Below are 17,217 nucleotides of genomic sequence, written 5' to 3' on the forward strand. Positions count from 1 at the left end.
CACTCGGACGCGGCGGGGAAAGGGGCACCCGACGATGCTCGATGCTCAAGCGGACTTGAGGTCAAGCGGTGCCCCGTGCGACGTGGCGTCAGCGCATGATCGAGAGCGGGAGGTAGGCGCTGACAACCCAGTTCGGGGCGTCCACGACCTCGGAGATCTTGAGGTCCACTGCGACGCTGCACAGCACGTACGCGTCGCGCGGGTCCAGCCCGTACGTGTGGTTGAGGTGGTCGATCATCGCCCGGACGGCGTCCTTGGCCGCGTCCATCAACGACGGCGCGATCCCCGTCGTCGCGTAGTAGCCGGCGTCGTCGATGCCCGCGCGCAGCGGCCCCGGCGTACGGAACTGGGGCCCCGGGATGCGGCGCCCCTGATGCAGACGGACGCGCACGGCTCCCTGCGCTGCCCACTCGATCGCGCTCACGCACACCTCGCCGTCGCCCTGCGCGGCGTGCGGGTCGCCGAGCGCGAGCCGGGCGCCGGGGACCTGGACCGGGAGGAACACCGACGAGCCGACCACGAGGTCACGGCAGTCGAGATTGCCTCCGAAGTGGCCCGGCGGCATCACGGGCAGCGGGTCGACCGTGTCCGGGCAGACGCCGACCACGCCGAAGAACGGTCGTACGGGCACCCGCGCGACGTCGCCCATGTCGGTGTGGTCGCCGTCGATCTCCCAGCGGTAGAGGTACGACTCGTCGAAGTCGCCGGCAAGGAGCCCTTCGTCGGGGACCATCGAGGTCCAGCCGAACCCCTTGGTCCCGGCCGCCTCGAGGATCTCGACCTCGAGCACGTCGCCCGGCTGCGCGCCCGCGACCAGGATCGGGCCGGCCAGCGGGTACGACGGACGGGTCGGGTCGGATGCCGGCATCGCGCCGCCGGTGGCGACCTCGTCGTACCGACCGTTCACCGCGTCCTCGGTCGCGAACGCGATCGTGTCGCCGGAGACGACCTCGAGACGGGGCTCGTGGGTGGTGGTCCAGAGGTGGTGGGGCGCGCCGTCGAGGTCGTGGTGGGTCACGGCGTCATTGTGCCGGAGAACGGTGCCGCGCTGCGCCTCCCCGGAACCGTCGCACTCCCGTGGTCTCATGGCCGTATGCGCCGCCTGCCGCTCCCCGCGATCGCCGCCACTGCCGCCCTCGTCTGCGGCCTCGCGGGATGCGCAGGGGGTGACCAGAAGCCGTCGACTGCAGCCGATCCGACGCCGTCGGCGACCACCGCCACCGCCTCGGCGGCACCGCCCGCGGCAGCCGCACCCCAGGACCTCCTGTCGTTCTCGTGCCCTCGCGGTGCCGACGGAAAGACATGGTCGGCACGCGGCGTGATCGTCAACAGCGGACGCAAGGCCGACTACCGGGTCACGGTGCTGGTGGCGTCTCCGGGGTCGACGCAGGGCAAGGCGCGTCGTCTGGTCATCCCGAAGGTCCCGACGGGGGTGGACACGCCGTTCACGGTCGAACGCCTCCCGGTCAACGCCGGCGCCGCTCCTGCCTGTCGCGTGCAGCTGGTGCGGCTGAGCTGAGCCACTGTGCGGTCGGACGGCTGGGGAGCGACAGGTACCCTCGAGCGGGGCCGAGGGCCGCTCCCCGCGGCGCCCGCCCCCGCTGTCACGTCTCGGAGGAAGTCCCGCATGTCCCCGCGCCGCGTCACGGCGCCCGGTCTGGACGGCGTCCGTGCCCTCGCCGTCATTCTCGTCGTCGCCTTCCACGTCGCGCCGTCGGAGATGCCTGGCGGCTACGTCGGCGTCGACGTGTTCTTCGTCCTCAGCGGGTTCCTCATCACCGCCGTCCTCCTCGAGGACGCCTCGAGCCAGATGCGCTTCGACCTCCCCGCGTTCTGGACGCGACGCGCGCGCCGGCTCGTCCCCGCGGCGACGCTGATGATCGTCGTGGTCGCGGCGCTCACGCTGGCGGTCGGCCGCGACACCGGCGCCGGACTGCGCGCGCAGGTGCTCGGCGGGCTGACGTGGACGGCCAACTGGGTGCAGGTCGCCGGCGGGTGGGCGTACGCGGAGCAGGGGGAGCCGTCCGTCCTCAACCACCTGTGGTCGCTGGCGATCGAGGAGCAGTTCTACCTCCTGTGGCCGCTGCTGCTCGCCGTCGGGCTGCTCCTCCTCGCGCGCCGCCGGCTCGCGGTCGTCGTCGTGGCGCTCGCGCTCGCCTCGGTGGTCCTGATGAGCGTCCTGTACGACCCGGCGGACCCGACGCGTTCGTACGTGGGCACCGACACGCACGTCTTCGGCCTCTTGATCGGCGCCGCGCTCGCGCTCACCCGCCTCCCGCACCTGCTCCGCACCGACGGGTCTGCGACGAGCCCTGCCAAGCGCGCGGTGATCACCTGGATCGGGGTGGCGGGGCTGGTCGTGATCGCCTGGTACGCCGCGTCGGTGACCTGGTCGAGCGCCTGGCCGTACCGCGGGGGGCTGCTCGTCGCCAGCGTCGCGGCGCTCGCGCTCGTGCTGGCCGCAGCCAACCCGACCCCGTTGGCGACCCTGCTCTCCATCCCGCCGATGCGGTGGCTGGGTTCGCGCTCGTACGGGCTCTACCTCTGGCACTGGCCGCTCATCGTCTTCGCCACGCGGCTCGCGGCACCGGAGCACGCGGTGGCGGCGGGCATGGTCGCGGTGCTCCTCGCGGGGGCGGCGGCGGAGCTGTCGTACCGGTATGTCGAGACGCCCATGCGGGAGGACGGCATCGTGCTCACCCTCCGCCGGTGGGTGGCGCCCGTGGGCTGGCTCGTCGTCGAGCGCCGCCACCCGCGCCACCGCTGGGTCGTCACGCTCGGGACCGCGTGCGTGGTGGTCGCGGGGGCGGCCTTCGCCGTGGGGACCGCGCCGGACCGTAGCGCGCTCCAGGCGAGCCTGCTGCGCGGCCAGAAGGTTCTGGCGCACGCTGCCGACCCGGTGGTGGAGCAGGCCCCCAAGGCGGCCGCCTCCGCCCTCGGTGCGACCTGCCGGACCGTCGGCAAGACCGTACGGGTGAGCGCGTTCGGCGACTCCGTCCTCATCGCTGCCGCGCCTGCGCTCGTCAAGGCGATGCCGCGCCTCGACGCGACGGCCGAGGTCGGCTGGCAGTACGGCGACGTCGCGCGCGCGGTGCGCAGGGCGGCGGCGCGCGGAGAGCTCGGGAAGGTCGTGGTCATCGGCACGGGCACCAACGGGGTCATCGACCGGAAGGACCTCCAGCGCCTGGTCAGGCGGCAGCTTCGTGACAAGCAGGTGCTGCTGGTCTCGCCGCACGTCCCGGGACGCTCGTGGCAGCGGCCCGCGTCGTCGGCCGTACGGCGGGTCGCCGCGGACAACGACAACGCGACCCTCGTCGACTGGCAGCGTGCGGCGTCGCGCGCCGAGAACGTGCTCGCGACCGACCGGGTCCACCCGAACGCGGAGGGCGCCCGCGTCTACACCCGCACCCTCCGCAGCGCCCTCGGCGACTGCTGATCCGCCCGTCTCGTCCCCGGGAGTAGAGTTGAGCGGAATCGACTCAAGTTTCTGAGCGTTGATTCTGGTGACCTTTGACGTATCAGGAGAACCAGGGGAGATACATGGACGCTTCCAAGCTCACGACCCGGAGCCAGCAGGCGCTTGCGGCCGCGATCCAGGCCGCCGCCGCCGCCGGCAACCCTGCGGTCGACCCGTTGCACCTGCTCGACGCACTGCTCGACGCCGACGGCGGCACCGCCGTCCCGCTCCTGCAGGCCGCGGGTGCCGATCCGGCCGTCGCGCGCAGCCGTACGAAAGAGGCGATCGCGAGCCTGCCCTCCGCAGCAGGTCAGAGCGTCGCCACGCCGTCGTACGCGCGCGCCACGCTCGAGGTGCTGCAGCGCGCCCAGGACCTGGCCGGTGAGCTCGGCGACGAGTACGTCTCGACCGAGCACCTCATGGTCGGGCTCGCGACGGTGCAGTCGAAGGCCCGCGAGGTGCTCGACAGTGTCGGCGCGAACGCCGAGGCGCTCCGTGGTGCGTTCCAGACCGTACGAGGCTCCGCCAAGGTGACGAGCCAGGACGCGGAGGACACCTACCAGGCACTCGAGAAGTACGGCGTCGACCTCACCGAGGCCGCCCGCGAGGGCAAGCTCGACCCGGTGATCGGCCGCGATGCCGAGATCCGTCGTACGGTCCAGGTGCTGACCCGCCGTACCAAGAACAACCCCGTGCTGATCGGCGAGCCGGGCGTCGGCAAGACCGCCGTCGTCGAGGGCCTGGCCCAGCGGATCGTCGCGGGTGACGTCCCGACCTCGCTGCAGGGCAGGCGCCTGATCTCGCTCGACCTCGGCGCGATGGTCGCCGGCGCGAAGTACCGCGGCGAGTTCGAGGAACGGCTCAAGGCCGTCCTGCAGGAGATCAAGGACTCCGACGGCCAGATCATCACGTTCATCGACGAGCTCCACACCGTCGTCGGCGCCGGCGCGACCGGCGACTCCGCGATGGATGCCGGCAACATGCTCAAGCCGATGCTGGCCCGCGGCGAGCTGCGGATGGTCGGCGCGACGACGCTCGACGAGTACCGCGAGAACATCGAGAAGGACCCTGCGCTCGAGCGGCGCTTCCAGCAGGTGCTGGTCGACGAGCCGAGCGTCGAGGACACCATCGCGATCCTGCGCGGCCTCAAGGAGACGTACGAGGCGCACCACAAGGTGGAGATCTCTGACGCGGCGCTGGTCGCGGCGGCGGCACTGTCCGACCGCTACATCTCGGGCCGCCAGCTTCCCGACAAGGCGATCGACCTCGTCGACGAGGCAAGCAGCCGCCTGCGCATGGAGATCGACTCCAACCCGATCGAGATCGACACGCTCCGGCGCTCGGTCGACCGGATGCTGATGGAGGAGCTCCACCTCGAGAAGGAAACCGACGAGGGCAGTCGCGAGCGCCTCGAGAAGCTCCGCGCCGAGCTCGCCGACGCCCAGGAGCAGCTGCGTGGGCTCGAGGCCCGTTGGGAGCGTGAGCGCTCCGGGCTCAACGAGGTCGGCGAGATCAAGCAGCAGATCGACGAGAAGCGGCGCGAGGCCGAGCGGGCGCAGAACGCCGGCGACCTCGAGACGGCCGCACGGCTCAACTACGCCGAGATCCCGGCGCTGGAGAAGCAGCTCGAGTCGGCGGAGGCCGACGAGACAGCCGAGCCCGAGGAGAAGATGGTCAACGACCAGGTCGGGCCCGACGAGATCGCCGAGGTGATCGCGGCGTGGACCGGCATCCCGACGGGCCGTCTGCTCGAGGGCGAGACCGGCAAGCTGCTGCGCATGGAGGATGAGCTCGGCAACCGGCTGATCGGCCAGACCGAGGCGGTCAAGGCGGTCTCCGACGCCGTACGCCGCTCGCGCGCGGGCATCGCCGATCCGAACCGGCCGACGGGCTCGTTCCTGTTCCTCGGCCCGACCGGTGTCGGCAAGACCGAGCTGGCCAAGGCACTCGCGGAGTTCCTGTTCGACGACGAGCGGGCGATGGTCCGCATCGACATGAGCGAGTACTCCGAGAAGCACTCCGTCTCACGGCTCGTCGGGGCCCCTCCGGGCTACGTCGGGTACGACGAGGGCGGTCAGCTCACGGAGGCGGTGCGCCGGCGCCCGTACAGCGTCGTGCTGCTCGACGAGGTCGAGAAGGCCCACCCCGAGGTCTTCGACCTCCTGCTCCAGGTGCTCGACGACGGGCGCCTGACCGACGGGCAGGGGCGTACGGTCGACTTCCGCAACGTCATCTTGATCCTCACCTCGAACCTGGGCTCGGTCTACCTGGCCGACCCTGCGCTCGAGGAGGCGCAGAAGCGCGAGAAGGTCATGGAGGTCGTACGGGCGTCGTTCCGGCCGGAGTTCCTCAACCGGCTCGACGAGGTCGTCATGTTCGACGCGCTGTCGGTCGAGGACCTGACCCGCATCGTCGACCTGCAGATCGAGGCGCTGGCTCACCGACTGGAGTCGCGCCGGATCCGCCTTCGGGTCACCGACGAGGCCAAGTCGTGGCTCGCGACGACCGGTTTCGACCCGGCCTATGGTGCCCGCCCGCTGCGTCGCCTCATCCAGCAGGCGATCGGCGACCAGCTCGCGCGTGAGCTGCTCGCGGGCGACGTACGCGACGGTGACGAGGTCGTCGTCGATGTCGACCCGACCAAGGAAGGCCTGACCGTCGGCGCTGCATGACGCCGGCAGCGGTGAGCCAGGTCCCACCACGACCAAAGGGGTGGGACCAGGCTCACCGCGCACCACCACTCCCGTGATGGGATGACCCCATGGCGAACCCGACGACCGCCCGTCCGCAAAAGGTGATGATGGCCTGCCTCACGGCGGGGGTGGCGTCCGTCCTGGTCCTGATCAGCGTGTTGACGACCCTGTCGGGCTGGGGCTCGCTCGAGGTCCGCGAGCAGGTGGAGCGCACGCTCGACGCCTCTCCCATCACTGGGACGCTCACCGTGGACCAGGCGCTCAGCTGGCTGCGGGTGATCCTCATGGCCGCCGGCGCGCTCGCGACGACGTCGATCGTCCTCGCGGTCTGGACCGCCAAGCGTCACAAGGGTGCGCGCATCGGGCTCACGGTCTCCTCTCTCCTGTCGACCGTGACGTTCGCGTCGACGGGTGCCACGGGGATCATCCCCGCCATGCTCGGCGTGATGGTCGTCGTGTTCCTGTGGAGTGCGGAGTCCCGTGCCTGGTTCGCCGGACGGGAGATCGAGCCCGCAAACGCGGCGACCTCGCCGCGCGAAGCGCCCGCGCCTCGTCCCGTGCACACGACGACCACGCCGCCCGTGCGTGCGCCCGAGCCCGGTTCGGAGGCCTCGCAGCCCCCGCCGTCGCCACGCCCGTACGCCGCCGGCCCCGGCTCGTACCAGCACCCGTTCCCCGGCCCCGCGCAGCAGCAGCCGCCCGTGGCCCCGTACGGCCAGCCGCCCGCGCCGTACGGCCAGCAGACGCCGTACGGCCGCCCCGGGCAGCTCCCGCGCCCCCGTCCGCTGATCACCGCGGCCGTCACCGCGACCGTGCTGTCGGGCATCGTCGCCGCGGTGTTCGGCCTCAACGCGCTGATCTACCTCGTGTCGCCGTCCCAGTACGTCGACATGCTGACGAACCCGCCGATGTTCTCCGAGTCGGAGGTGCAGCAGCTCGTCGGGGACGACCCGCAGGGCTATGCCCGCGACATGTTCCTGATCTCGCTCACGCTCGGCGTCCTCGCGGTCGCCGGAGCCGTGTCGGCACTGACGCTGCTGGTGCGCAAGCCGGCGGCGCGCATCGTCTTCACCGTCGTCGCCGGCCTCAGCATGGTGGCGTCGGTGGCCCTCGCGCCGCTCGGCCTGGTCTGGCTCGTCGCCCAGGTCGCGTGCGTCATGCTCGTGTGGCGGCGCGAGGTCACCGCGTGGCTACGGGTGGGTCGCTGACCGTACGGGTCAGCTGACCTGGTCCAGCAGCGCCTGCATCCGCGCGATCTCGGCGCCCTGGCCCGACGCGATGTCGGCCGCCATCTCGCTGGCCATCAGGTCCGCGCCCTCGGTCTGCGCGCTGTCGGACATCGCCACCGCGCCCTCGTGGTGCTGGATCATCCCGCGCAGGAAGAGACGGTCGAACGCGGCGCCGTCGGCGTCGGCGAGCTCCTCCATCTCCTCCTCGGTGAGCATCCCGTGGGAAGGGTCGCGCATCGCGGTCGTGCCCCCGTGACCGCCGTGCCCTCCGTGTCCGGACGCGCCCTCGGGGACCGGCAGCTCGCGGACCTCCAACCAGGCGGCCATCGCGTGGATCTCGGGGCCCTGTGACGCGGAGATGCGGTCGGCGAGGCTCCGGACGCTCGCGTCCTCGGCTCGGGTCTTCGCGAGCTCGGTCATCTCGATCGCCTGCAGGTGGTGCGCGATCATGCCGGTCACGAACTCGACGTCGGCCTTGTTGTAGGACGTCGAGTCGGGGTAGTCGCTCGGCGCGAGCGTTCGGTTCGACTCCCCTGGAAGACCCGGTTGGATGACCGTGCTCTGGGCCGGTGGCGGATCCGTCGCGTCCGCCCCGTCGGCGTCGCCGTCACCGGAGCACGAGGCCAGGAGCGCCGTGCCGAGAGCGAGGGCGGAGAGCCTGACGACGACCGAACCACGCACGCGATCTACCACGGAGATGTTCCCTTCGACGACTCATTGCGACCTACGAAGCGTTGCGGAGTTAGGCATTTGGCGCAATGCTTCGATCAACATCTTCCAGGAAGGTCCTCCGCATGAGACCCACGCGTCGTGATCGACTACCCCGCGCCCTCGCCGTGACCGCCGGCGCCGCGGCGCTCGTCGTCAGCACCCTGGCAGGGGCAGCGCCCTCCATCGGCGTCCCCGATGACGGGAGCGAGTCGCCCGCACCGGTGGCCGCTCAGCGTCTGGCCGCCGTCGATGACGCCGACACCGAGCTCGGCGTCGGTGAGACGGCCTCCAGCCCGAACATGAAGCTGCTCGCGAACATCCCCAAGAACGGCGCCTTCGCCGAGGAGGCGGCGTTCAGCACCGACCTGGCGTTCAAGGGCAACTACGCCTACGCAGGCAACTACAACGGCTTCACCGTGTACGACATCAAGAAGGGCAGCCGCCCCACGCAGGTCGCGCAGGTCGTCTGTCCGGGCTCCCAGAACGACATCTCGGTGAGCGGCAACCTGCTGATCCTGAGCACCGACTCGAGCCGCAGCAACGCTTCCTGCGACAACATCGGCCAGTCGGCGTCGGTGAAGGAGTCGTGGGAGGGCCTGAAGGTCTTCGACATCAGCAAGCCCGCGTCGCCGAAGTACGTCGCGTCGGTCGAGACGAAATGCGGATCGCACACGCACACGCTCGCGCCGTCGAAGGACAAGAAGAACCTCTATGCGTACGTCTCGTCGTACTCGCCGAACGTCGCGTTCCCCGACTGCCAGCCGCCGCACGACCTGATCAGCATCGTGAAGATCCCGGTCAAGAACCCGGCCGCAGCCGCAGTCGTCGCTGAGCCGGTGGTGTTCCCCGACGGCGGCAACCCGCCCGGCGGCTACTCGTCGACGACGTCGGGCTGCCACGACATCACGGCGTACCCGTCGAAGGACATCGCCGCGGGCGCCTGCATGGGTGACGGCGTGCTGTTCGACATCAAGGACCGTGAGAAGCCGAAGGTCATCGAGCAGGTCCGCGACACGACCAACTTCGCGTTCTGGCACTCGGCGACGTTCAACAACGCCGGCACCAAGGTCGTCTTCACCGACGAGCTCGGCGGCGGCGGTGGCCCGACCTGCAACCCGACCGTCGGCGACGTCAAGGGCGCGGACGCGATCTACGACATCACCAAGGCCAAGAAGCTCGAGTTCAAGAGCTACTTCAAGATCCCGCGGACCCAGGCCAACACCGAGAACTGTGTGGCGCACAACGGGTCCCTCATCCCGATCAAGGGCAAGGACATCATGGTCCAGGCCTGGTACCAGGGCGGGATCTCGGTGTGGGACTTCACCGACTCGGCCAACCCGAAGGAGCTGGCGTGGTTCGACCGCGGCCCGCTCTCGGCGGAGCGGCTGATCCTCGGTGGATCGTGGTCGGCGTACTACTACAACGGCTACATCTACTCGAACGACATCCAGAAGGGCTTCGACGTGTTCGGGGTCAAGGACCGCAGGCTGGCGGGTGCGAAGGGCTACAAGTACGACGAGCTCAACCCGCAGTCGCAGCCGTCGTTCTCGCGTGGCCACGGCCACGGCGGCAGGCACTGATCGCCTGACGTACGACCCGACGAAAGGACCCGGCGTTCCGGCCAGCATCTGGTCGGAACGCCGGGTCTTTCAGCGTCAGAGGTTGATCATGTGGCCCGCTGCGCCGTGGATGACCTCCTGCACGGCCTCGGACAGCGTCGGGTGCGCGTGCACGTTGCGGGCGACCTCGTCGGCCGTGAGGTCCCAGCGCTGCGCCAGCGTGAGCTCGCCGAGCATCTCGGTGACCTCCGGGCCGACGAGGTGGGCACCCAGCAGCTCGTTGTAGGTCTTGTCCGTCACGAGCTTCACGAAGCCGGCCGTGTCGGCGAGACCCGGGGCCTTGCCGTTGGCCGTGAAGGGGAACTTGTCGACCTTGACGTCGAAGCCCTTCTCCTTGGCCTGCGCCTCGGTGTAGCCGAACGACGCGATCTGCGGGTGGCAGAAGGTCGCGCGCGGCATCATCACGTAGTCGAGCGGGAACGTCTCGACGCCACCGATCATCTCGGCCGCCACGATCCCCTGCGCCTCTGCGACGTGGGCGAGCATGAGCTTGGCCGTGACGTCACCGATCGCATAGATGCCGTCGACGTTGGTCCGCATGTACTCGTCGATCTCGATCGCGCCGCGCGGCGACACCGTCACGCCCGCCTTGTCGAGCCCGATGCCCTCGCTGCGCGGAGCGAAGCCGATCGCCTGGAGGACCTTGTCGGCTTCGAGGACCTCCTCCTTGGCGTTGCCCTCGGGATCGCGGGTGACAGTGACCTTCACCTTGTCGCCGGAGTCGTCGATCGCGTCGACGCGGGTCGAGGTGAGGATCTCGATGCCGAGCTTCTTGTAGGCCTTCGTGAGCTCCTTGGACACGTCCGCGTCCTCGTTGGGGACGGCGCGGTCGAGGAACTCGACGATGGTGACCTTCACGCCGTACGAGTTGAGGACGTACGCGAACTCGACGCCGATCGCGCCGGCGCCGGCGACGATGATCGACTCGGGCAGGCTGTCGGCGAGGATCTGCTCCTCGTACGTGACGACGCGGTCGGACAGCTGCGTGCCCGGGAGCAGTCGGGTGTAGGACCCCGTGGCGATGATGCAGGAGTCGAAGGTGACCTCCTGCGTCCCGCCGTCGTTGAGGGACACCGCGATCGACTGGGGACCGGTGAAGGCTCCGGTGCCGTGGATCTCGGTGATCTTGTTCTTCTTCATCAGGAAGTGGACGCCCTTGACGCGGCCGTCGGCGACCTCACGGCTGCGCGAGTAGGCCTTGCCGTAGTCGAGGGTGACCTCACCCACGCCGATGCCGAAGACGGACTCGGCCTCGTGCTGGATGAGGTGCGCCAGCTCGGCGTTGCGCAGGAGCGACTTGCTCGGGATGCATCCGACGTTGAGGCAGACACCTCCCCAGTACTTGGGCTCGATGACAGCCACGGACTTGCCCAGCTGTGCGGCACGGATCGCGGCGACGTAGCCGCCCGGTCCGGCGCCAAGGACGACGACGTCGAAGTGATCGCTCATGCCTCAATCGTAGGGAGGTGAGACAGATCACGTCGGAGCGGTCGGCGATTCTGCCCTCATCCGCGCCAGGTGAAACCGCGGCGTACGCTCGAAGTCATGGAAGAAACGCAGGTATTGCCGCGCCCGCGACCTCACGTCGTCGTCGTCGGCGGTGGCTTCGGTGGCGTCGCGGCGGTGCGAGCGCTCGGCAAGGCCGACGTGGACGTGACGCTGGTTGACCGGCACACCTACAACACGTTCCAGCCCCTGCTGTACCAAGTCGCGACGGCAACGCTCAATCCCGGCGACATCACGTGGTTCCTCCGCTCGATCCGCGCGAAGCAGGACAACGTACGTTTCCTCAAGGGCACGGTCGTCTCGATGGAGCACTCGACCCGCACGATCAGCCTCGACGGCGGTCTGACGCTCTCGTACGACTACCTGATCATCGCCTCGGGCGTCACCGCGAACTTCTTCGGCATCCCCGGGGCGGAGGAGTTCTCGCTGCCGCTCTACAAGCGCTCCCAGGCGCTGGCGGTGCGCGACCGGATGTTCGAGATCCTCGAGGACGCCGCGGTCAACGGCCAGAACACCGACTTCCGGGCGATTGTCGTCGGCGGCGGCCCGACCGGTGTCGAGACGGCGGGCGCGCTGGCTGAGATGCGCAACGTCGACATGCCGGTGACCTACCCGGAGATCGACAACGAGCGCATCCACATCACGCTCGTCGAGATGGCGCCGCACGTGCTCGGCCCGTTCGCGCCGAAGCTGCGCAACTACACGAAGAAGTCGCTCGAGAAACGTGGCGTCGACCTTCGTCTGGAGACGTCGGTGAAGGAGGTCCGACCCGACGGGGTCGTCGTGAACGACGGTGAGTTCATCCCGGCGGACATGGTCATCTGGGCCTCCGGCATCACGACGCACCCGATCATCGCGAACTGGGGCGTCCCCCTCGGGCGTGGGCGCCGCATCATGGTCGACGATCACCTGCGGGTCCAGGGTCTGGACAACGTGTACGCCGTGGGCGACATCGCCGTCGAGGACGGCGACCGGGCGCTGCCGCAGCTCGCGCAGCCGGCGCTCCAGGGTGGCAAGTACATCGCGAAGGACATCAAGAAGCGGCTCAAGGGCCAGGAGCACAAGCCGTTCCGGTACGTCGACAAGGGCACGATGGCGACCATCGGCCGCAGCTCCGCCGTGGCCGAGCTCAGGCCTTTCGGCAAGCTCACGGGCTTCGCTGCCTGGGTGACGTGGATCCTCATCCACCTGTACTTCCTGCTGGGCAACCGCAACCGGCTCGCGACGATGATCAACCTGGGCTCGCGCTACATCTTCTGGAAGGGCGGCCACAACGCGATCGTCGGCGAGACGCCGCCGGTCATCGCGCGGCATGCGCCGCCGAGGGCCGTCCTCAGCACGCCGGTCGGGGTGCTGACCGAGACGGTTGTGCCAGCCGAGGTGCCTGGGGTCGAGCCTGCGCCGAAGCCGGAGGAGCTGGCGGCCGGGCCGGCCGACGAGAAGGCGCCCGAGCGCGTCGAGGAGTCCGCGGACCGCACCGCGTGAGCGCCGCGCCGTTGCACGTCGCGCTGACGGACGGGTATGTCCTGCGCCGAGCGACACCCGACGACGCTCCCGCGCTGGCGGCGGCGGCACGGGGCGACCGCACGCATCTCGCGCCGTGGGAGCCCGTCAGGCCTGACGGCTACTTCACCGACGCTGCAGAGCGTGAGCGACTCGTCGCCCGGACGGCCGACGACGCTGCCGGTCGCAGCATCACGACGCTGATCGTTGCCGACGACGGCGCGGTCGCCGGTTCGCTCAACCTCAACGACGTCGTCGCCGGGGCCTACCGGAACGGCCACCTCGGCTACTGGCTGGGCTCGGCGCACACTGGCCGCGGGCTGATGACCAGGGCCGTCGACGCGGTCTGCGACCACGCCCGTGGCCTCGGTCTCCACCAGGTCCAGGCCGCGACGCTGCTCCACAACGAGGCGTCGCAGGCCGTCCTGCGGCGTACCGGGTTCGCGCACATCGGTCAGGCGCGCGACTACCTGTTCATCGCCGGCCGCTGGCAGGACCACCTGCTGTTCCAGCGGATCCTCAGCGACGAGCCGCCTCGCACCTGACTCGTACGGCTAGGGTGCGGCCATGCCTCGTATCACCGTCGCCGGTCGTGCCACCCAGAGCCACCCCGCCGAACGCGGCACCGTCCAGGTGCTCGTGAGCTTCGCCGGAGAGCGTCGCGCCGACGTGGTGGCGCGCTCCGAGCAGGCCCATGCCTCGCTGGTCGAGCAGGCCAAGGATGCGGTCGCCGGCGGTGCCGCGACATGGTGGGGCGCCGACCAGGTCGCCGCCTTCCCGTACGACGAGTGGATCAAGCCCAGCGCTCACGAGGACCAGATCAAGGTCCGGCGCTTCCGTACGAATGCGGCGATCCACGTGAAGTTCGCCGACTTCGCGGCACTCTCGTCCTGGGTCGGCGCGGTGTCGCTGGAGCCCGGTGTCACGATCCGGTCGATCGACTGGGCGCTGACCGAGGCACACCGCGACCGCGTCGTCGCAGAGGTACGGGCGGCCGCCGCACTCGATGCCGTCACGCGTGCGCAGGCCTACGCGGACGCGCTGGGGCTCGGCCCCGTCCGCCTGACCGCCCTGTACGAGGACGGGCTGCGACCCCACATCGGGAGCGGTGGCGCTCCTGGCCCGGGCGTGGCGATGCGCGCCGCCGCCGGGGGCGGCGGCAACGGCGGCGGCTTCGAGCTGCAGCCCGACGACATCGACGTCACCGCCGTCGTCACGGCCGACTTCGAGGCCGGCGCGACGATCTGATCCAGCGTCAGCGTCCGCGGCGGGTGCGCGCCTGGGACGAGAATCCCGCTGCGCCACCCGTACGCGAACCGCCCGACGCGGAGCCCGACCCGGAACGCTGCGCGCCGCTGCCCGCGCGCTGACCACCCGCGCTACGCGAGCTGTTCCCGCCGGAAGAGGCGCTCCCCGTGCCGCTGCCGCCACCACTGCGGCGGCGGCGGCGGCGTGCGACGTCGTTGCCGCCCTGGCCGCCACGGCCTCGGCCGTTGCCACGACCGCCGTTGGCGGAGGGCTGCGACGCCACCACGGGCGGAGGCGCGATCCGGTCGGCCTGCGGGCCGACGAGCTCGGCGAAGATCTCCGCACCCGGTGCCACGGCGTGCTCGGTCGGCTTGATCGCGGCGGCACGCATGAGCGAGCGCACGTCGCGGCGCTGCTCGCTGGTGGCGACGGTGACGACGATGCCGGAAGCGCCCGCACGTGCCGTACGGCCGGAACGGTGCAGGTAGGCCTTGTGCTCGGACGGCGGATCGACGTGCACGACGAGCGACACGTCGTCCACGTGGATGCCGCGGGCGGCGATGTCGGTGGCGACCAGGACGCGCACCGAGCCGTCGGAGAACGCCGCGAGGTTGCGCTGGCGGGCGTTCTGGCTGAGGTTGCCGTGGAGGTCGACCGCGGGGATCCCGGCGTCGGTCAGCTTCTTGGCCAGCTTCTTGGCGGCGTGCTTCGTCCGCGTGAACGCGAGGGTCTTGCCCTCGCCGCCGACGAGCTCGTTGATGACCGCGGCCTTGTCGTCGTGCGCGACGGCGAGGACGTGGTGCTCCATGTCGGGCACGTGCGAGGTGGCCTCGTCGACGGAGTGCGTCACGGGCGAGGTCAGGTAGCGCTTCACCAGCGCGTCGACGCCGTTGTCGAGCGTCGCCGAGAACAGCATGCGCTGCGCGTTGCGCGGGGTCTGGTCCAGGACACGCTTGACGACGGGCAGGAAGCCGAGGTCGGCCATGTGGTCGGCCTCGTCGAGCACCGTGACCTCCACTGCGCGCAGATCGCAGTGGCCCTGCGCGATGAGGTCCTCGAGGCGACCGGGGGTCGCGACGACGACGTCGACGCCGTTGCGCAGTGCGGCGACCTGCGGGTTCTGACCGACGCCGCCGAAGATCGTCATCGCGCGCAGGTTGATCGCCTTCGCGAGCGGGGCGAGGGTCTCGAGCACCTGGACGGCGAGCTCGCGCGTCGGGACGAGGATCAGTGCGCGGGGCTGCTTCGAGCGGCGCGGGCGCTCGCTCGACGCGAGCACGGCCAGCGTCGGGAGGCTGAAGGCGACGGTCTTGCCGGAGCCCGTACGGCCGCGGCCGAGGACGTCACGGCCGGCAAGGGTGTCGGGCAGCGAGGCCGCCTGGATGGGGAAGGGGGTCGTGATCCCGCGCTGGGCGAGGGAGTCAACGAGGGGAGCAGGCACGCCGAGGTCGGCGAAGGTGGGCACAGAGGTGTCCTTCTATCGTGGGGGTGGCCGTGATTGCAGCCACTCACGAATGAGGACGGGAGGGCGCATGGTGCGCGCCGCTCGAGCAGACGACCGCGGACGCAGGGTGCGTCCTGCTCTCCACAATACCCGCATGACTGAGCACGTGACGAATTCAGTGGTGGCCGTCACACGGCGGCCTGAGCCGGTAGTCCCCTAGATTGCAGGGCATGGGCACGACGGCCCGTGCGACCAGAGAAGGCGGGCCGGTCACCGATCCCGTCCCGCCGTACGCGCGCGTTCCCGTGCTCTCGGCCGCGGCCGCCCTTGCCGTGGTCCTGCTCGCGACGGCCAACCGGTACGGGTTCCACCGCGACGAGCTCTACTTCCGGATGCTCGATCCGGCGTGGGGCTACGTCGACCAGCCGCCGTTGATCCCGCTCCTCGCGAACGCAATGACCGAGCTCGTCGCCGACGAGCCGTGGGCGGTGCGCCTGCCGGCGATCGTGGCCGTGGTCGCCTCGACGCTGGTCGCCGCCGCGCTCACCCGCGAGCTCGGCGGTGGGGCGCTCGCGCAAGGACTGTGCGCGTGGACCTTCGCGTTCGCGTCGTTCCCGCTGGTGGCCGGGCACGTGCTGGTGACGACGTCGACGGACCTTCTCGCCTGGATGGTCGCGTCGTGGTTCGCGATCCGTGCGTTGCTGCGGGGCGAGGCGCGGTGGTGGCTGGCGGTCGGTGTCGCGGTGGGCCTGGCGACGTACGGGCGGCTGCTGATCCCGTGGTGGGTGCTCGGCCTTGTCGTCGGGCTCGCGCTCGTCGGTCCTCGACGCGTGCTCCGCTCGGGGTGGTTCTGGGCCGGCGGCGCTGTCGCGGCGGTCGTGGGGATGCCGAATCTCGTCTACCAGGTCGTCAACGACTTCCCCCAGCTCGAGATGGGGGCGGCGCTGGCCGAGAACAACGCCGACGAGGTCCGCGTGATGATGTGGCCGTTCCTCTTCATCCTCTTCCCGGCGATCTGGGTGGTTGGGTCGGTGTCGCTCTGGCGGCGACCGGAGTGGCGGGTGCTGCGCGCCTTCGTCGTCGCGTTCGTGGTCGTCCTCGTGCTGACGTACGTCGGCGGAGCGCAGTTCTACTACCCGGTGGGTCTCCTTGCCGTGCTCTTCGCCGCCGGCTGGGTGCCGGCCGCCGCGTGGCTTGCCCGCTCGTCGGTCGCCGTACGGGTCGCGATCGGCGCTGCGCTCACCGTCTACGCGGCGGTCAGCGTCGCCGTCTCCCTGCCCGTGATCCCCGTGAGCGCCCTCACCAGCACGCCCGTCCCGGACATGAACACGACGGTCGTCGACCAGATCGGCTGGCCGACGTACGTCCGTCAGGTCGCCGACGTCTGGGAGACGGTGCCGAGCGACGAGCGCGAGCGCGCGGCGATCTTCACGTCCAACTACGGCGAGGCGGGGGCGATCGACCGGTACGGGCCTGCGCTCGGCCTGCCCACCCCGTACAGCGGGCAGAACGCTCTCCATGAGCAGGCTCGACCGCCCAGCGACACCGAGACGGTGGTGGTCGTGGGCGGGCAGTTTGCCCAGGCCCGCATGCTCTTCGAGGGGTGCGAGGTCGTGGGGCGGCTCGCGAACGGCACCGACGTCGACAACGAAGAAGAAGGGCTGCCCATTGGGGTGTGTCGCGGGCCGCTGCACCCGTGGCCGGAGCTCTGGGACGAGCTCCAGCACTTCGACTGAGCGCGACTCGTCAGGCGTGCCGTTCAACGGCTCAGCGCCACCGCTCGTCGCACGTGCGGGACCGTACGCCG

General features: G+C 70.4%; 13 protein-coding genes and 1 pseudogene. 9 read left to right on the top strand and 5 right to left on the bottom strand.

The features are described 5' to 3' along the window. Nucleotides 1–88: 88 nt before the first annotated feature. Nucleotides 89–1,018 carry an acetamidase/formamidase family protein gene (locus tag ACFSDF_RS03010; protein WP_167001317.1) on the bottom strand — a complete coding sequence of 310 codons (930 nt, stop codon included), beginning with the start codon at nt 1,016–1,018 and terminating at the stop codon, nt 89–91. Nucleotides 1,019–1,093: 75 nt separating this feature from the next. Between ACFSDF_RS03010 and ACFSDF_RS03015 the strand changes: the two genes are divergently transcribed. After that, nucleotides 1,094–1,519, top strand: a complete 426-nt coding sequence (locus tag ACFSDF_RS03015) for a hypothetical protein (RefSeq protein ID WP_377156128.1) — start codon at nt 1,094–1,096, stop codon at nt 1,517–1,519. Between the two features lie 47 nt (nt 1,520–1,566). On the opposite strand, the pseudogene ACFSDF_RS03020 reads toward ACFSDF_RS03015, so the two are convergent. Beyond that, nucleotides 1,567–1,686 (bottom strand): annotated as a pseudogene (locus ACFSDF_RS03020) (twin-arginine translocation signal domain-containing protein); the annotation flags it as partial. Between ACFSDF_RS03020 and ACFSDF_RS03025 the strand changes: the two are divergent. From ACFSDF_RS03025 to ACFSDF_RS03035, 3 genes are all read left to right on the top strand, one after another. Beyond that, the gene (locus ACFSDF_RS03025) at nt 1,628–3,436 is read left to right on the top strand and encodes an acyltransferase family protein (RefSeq protein WP_377156085.1); all 1,809 of its coding nucleotides are present in this window, start codon (nt 1,628–1,630) and stop codon (nt 3,434–3,436) included. The pseudogene ACFSDF_RS03020 and the gene ACFSDF_RS03025 overlap by 59 nt on opposite strands. 104 nt (nt 3,437–3,540) lie before the next feature. Beyond that, entirely contained in the window at nt 3,541–6,129 is a 2,589-nt protein-coding gene (gene clpB / locus ACFSDF_RS03030) for an ATP-dependent chaperone ClpB (RefSeq protein WP_167001320.1), read from the top strand. 89 nt (nt 6,130–6,218) lie between these two features. Beyond that, the gene (locus ACFSDF_RS03035; protein WP_377156088.1) at nt 6,219–7,358 is read left to right on the top strand and encodes a hypothetical protein; all 1,140 of its coding nucleotides are present in this window, start codon (nt 6,219–6,221) and stop codon (nt 7,356–7,358) included. Nucleotides 7,359–7,367: 9 nt separating this feature from the next. On the opposite strand, the gene ACFSDF_RS03040 is transcribed toward ACFSDF_RS03035, so the two are convergent. Continuing rightward, the gene (locus ACFSDF_RS03040) at nt 7,368–8,060 is read right to left on the bottom strand and encodes a DUF305 domain-containing protein (RefSeq protein WP_167249237.1); all 693 of its coding nucleotides are present in this window, start codon (nt 8,058–8,060) and stop codon (nt 7,368–7,370) included. A 113-nt stretch (nt 8,061–8,173) separates the two neighbouring features. Between ACFSDF_RS03040 and ACFSDF_RS03045 the strand changes: the two genes are divergently transcribed. Beyond that, complete coding sequence (locus tag ACFSDF_RS03045; protein ID WP_377156090.1) at nt 8,174–9,670, top strand: LVIVD repeat-containing protein; 1,497 nt, start codon at nt 8,174–8,176, stop codon at nt 9,668–9,670. Nucleotides 9,671–9,745: 75 nt separating this feature from the next. Here ACFSDF_RS03045 and lpdA read toward each other — a convergent pair whose 3' ends face one another. Beyond that, a complete protein-coding gene (lpdA, locus tag ACFSDF_RS03050) occupies nt 9,746–11,158 on the bottom strand; it encodes a dihydrolipoyl dehydrogenase (RefSeq protein ID WP_377156092.1) in 1,413 nt (470 codons plus the stop codon). 96 nt (nt 11,159–11,254) lie between these two features. On the opposite strand from lpdA, the gene ACFSDF_RS03055 reads away from it, so the two are divergent. Genes ACFSDF_RS03055 through ACFSDF_RS03065 form a run of 3 tightly spaced genes read left to right on the top strand, consistent with a single transcriptional unit; the run spans nt 11,255 to nt 13,966 of the window. Then, nucleotides 11,255–12,700, top strand: coding sequence for an NAD(P)/FAD-dependent oxidoreductase (locus tag ACFSDF_RS03055; RefSeq protein WP_167001324.1), 1,446 nt, complete (start codon nt 11,255–11,257; stop codon nt 12,698–12,700). Beyond that, nucleotides 12,697–13,263, top strand: a complete 567-nt coding sequence (locus ACFSDF_RS03060; protein WP_208322836.1) for a GNAT family N-acetyltransferase — start codon at nt 12,697–12,699, stop codon at nt 13,261–13,263. The genes ACFSDF_RS03055 and ACFSDF_RS03060 overlap by 4 nt, the downstream gene beginning before the upstream one ends. 22 nt (nt 13,264–13,285) lie before the next feature. Continuing rightward, a complete protein-coding gene (locus tag ACFSDF_RS03065; RefSeq protein ID WP_167001325.1) occupies nt 13,286–13,966 on the top strand; it encodes an SIMPL domain-containing protein in 681 nt (226 codons plus the stop codon). Nucleotides 13,967–13,973: 7 nt separating this feature from the next. Here ACFSDF_RS03065 and ACFSDF_RS03070 read toward each other — a convergent pair whose 3' ends face one another. After that, nucleotides 13,974–15,431 carry a DEAD/DEAH box helicase gene (locus ACFSDF_RS03070; protein WP_377156095.1) on the bottom strand — a complete coding sequence of 486 codons (1,458 nt, stop codon included), beginning with the start codon at nt 15,429–15,431 and terminating at the stop codon, nt 13,974–13,976. Between the two features lie 209 nt (nt 15,432–15,640). Between ACFSDF_RS03070 and ACFSDF_RS03075 the strand changes: the two genes are divergently transcribed. Then, nucleotides 15,641–17,146: a glycosyltransferase family 39 protein gene (locus ACFSDF_RS03075; protein WP_377156098.1), complete on the top strand. Its 1,506-nt coding sequence runs from the start codon at nt 15,641–15,643 to the stop codon at nt 17,144–17,146. Nucleotides 17,147–17,217: the final 71 nt, after the last annotated feature.

The sequence above is a fragment of the Mumia zhuanghuii genome (assembly GCF_042681565.1).
In the GTDB taxonomy this organism is placed as follows: domain Bacteria; phylum Actinomycetota; class Actinomycetes; order Propionibacteriales; family Nocardioidaceae; genus Mumia.

What these genes read in the sequence shown, in the direction of transcription:
- ACFSDF_RS03025 (WP_377156085.1), top strand. Translation starts at nt 1,628, where the DNA reads ATGTCCCCGCGCCGCGTCACGGCGCCCGGTCTGGACGGCGTCCGTGCC.
- ACFSDF_RS03045 (WP_377156090.1), top strand. Translation starts at nt 8,174, where the DNA reads ATGAGACCCACGCGTCGTGATCGACTACCCCGCGCCCTCGCCGTGACC.
- clpB (WP_167001320.1), top strand. Translation starts at nt 3,541, where the DNA reads ATGGACGCTTCCAAGCTCACGACCCGGAGCCAGCAGGCGCTTGCGGCC.
- ACFSDF_RS03075 (WP_377156098.1), top strand. Translation starts at nt 15,641, where the DNA reads ATGGGCACGACGGCCCGTGCGACCAGAGAAGGCGGGCCGGTCACCGAT.
- ACFSDF_RS03065 (WP_167001325.1), top strand. Translation starts at nt 13,286, where the DNA reads ATGCCTCGTATCACCGTCGCCGGTCGTGCCACCCAGAGCCACCCCGCC.
- lpdA (WP_377156092.1), bottom strand. Translation starts at nt 11,158, where the DNA reads ATGAGCGATCACTTCGACGTCGTCGTCCTTGGCGCCGGACCGGGCGGC.
- ACFSDF_RS03035 (WP_377156088.1), top strand. Translation starts at nt 6,219, where the DNA reads ATGGCGAACCCGACGACCGCCCGTCCGCAAAAGGTGATGATGGCCTGC.
- ACFSDF_RS03055 (WP_167001324.1), top strand. Translation starts at nt 11,255, where the DNA reads ATGGAAGAAACGCAGGTATTGCCGCGCCCGCGACCTCACGTCGTCGTC.
- ACFSDF_RS03015 (WP_377156128.1), top strand. Translation starts at nt 1,094, where the DNA reads ATGCGCCGCCTGCCGCTCCCCGCGATCGCCGCCACTGCCGCCCTCGTC.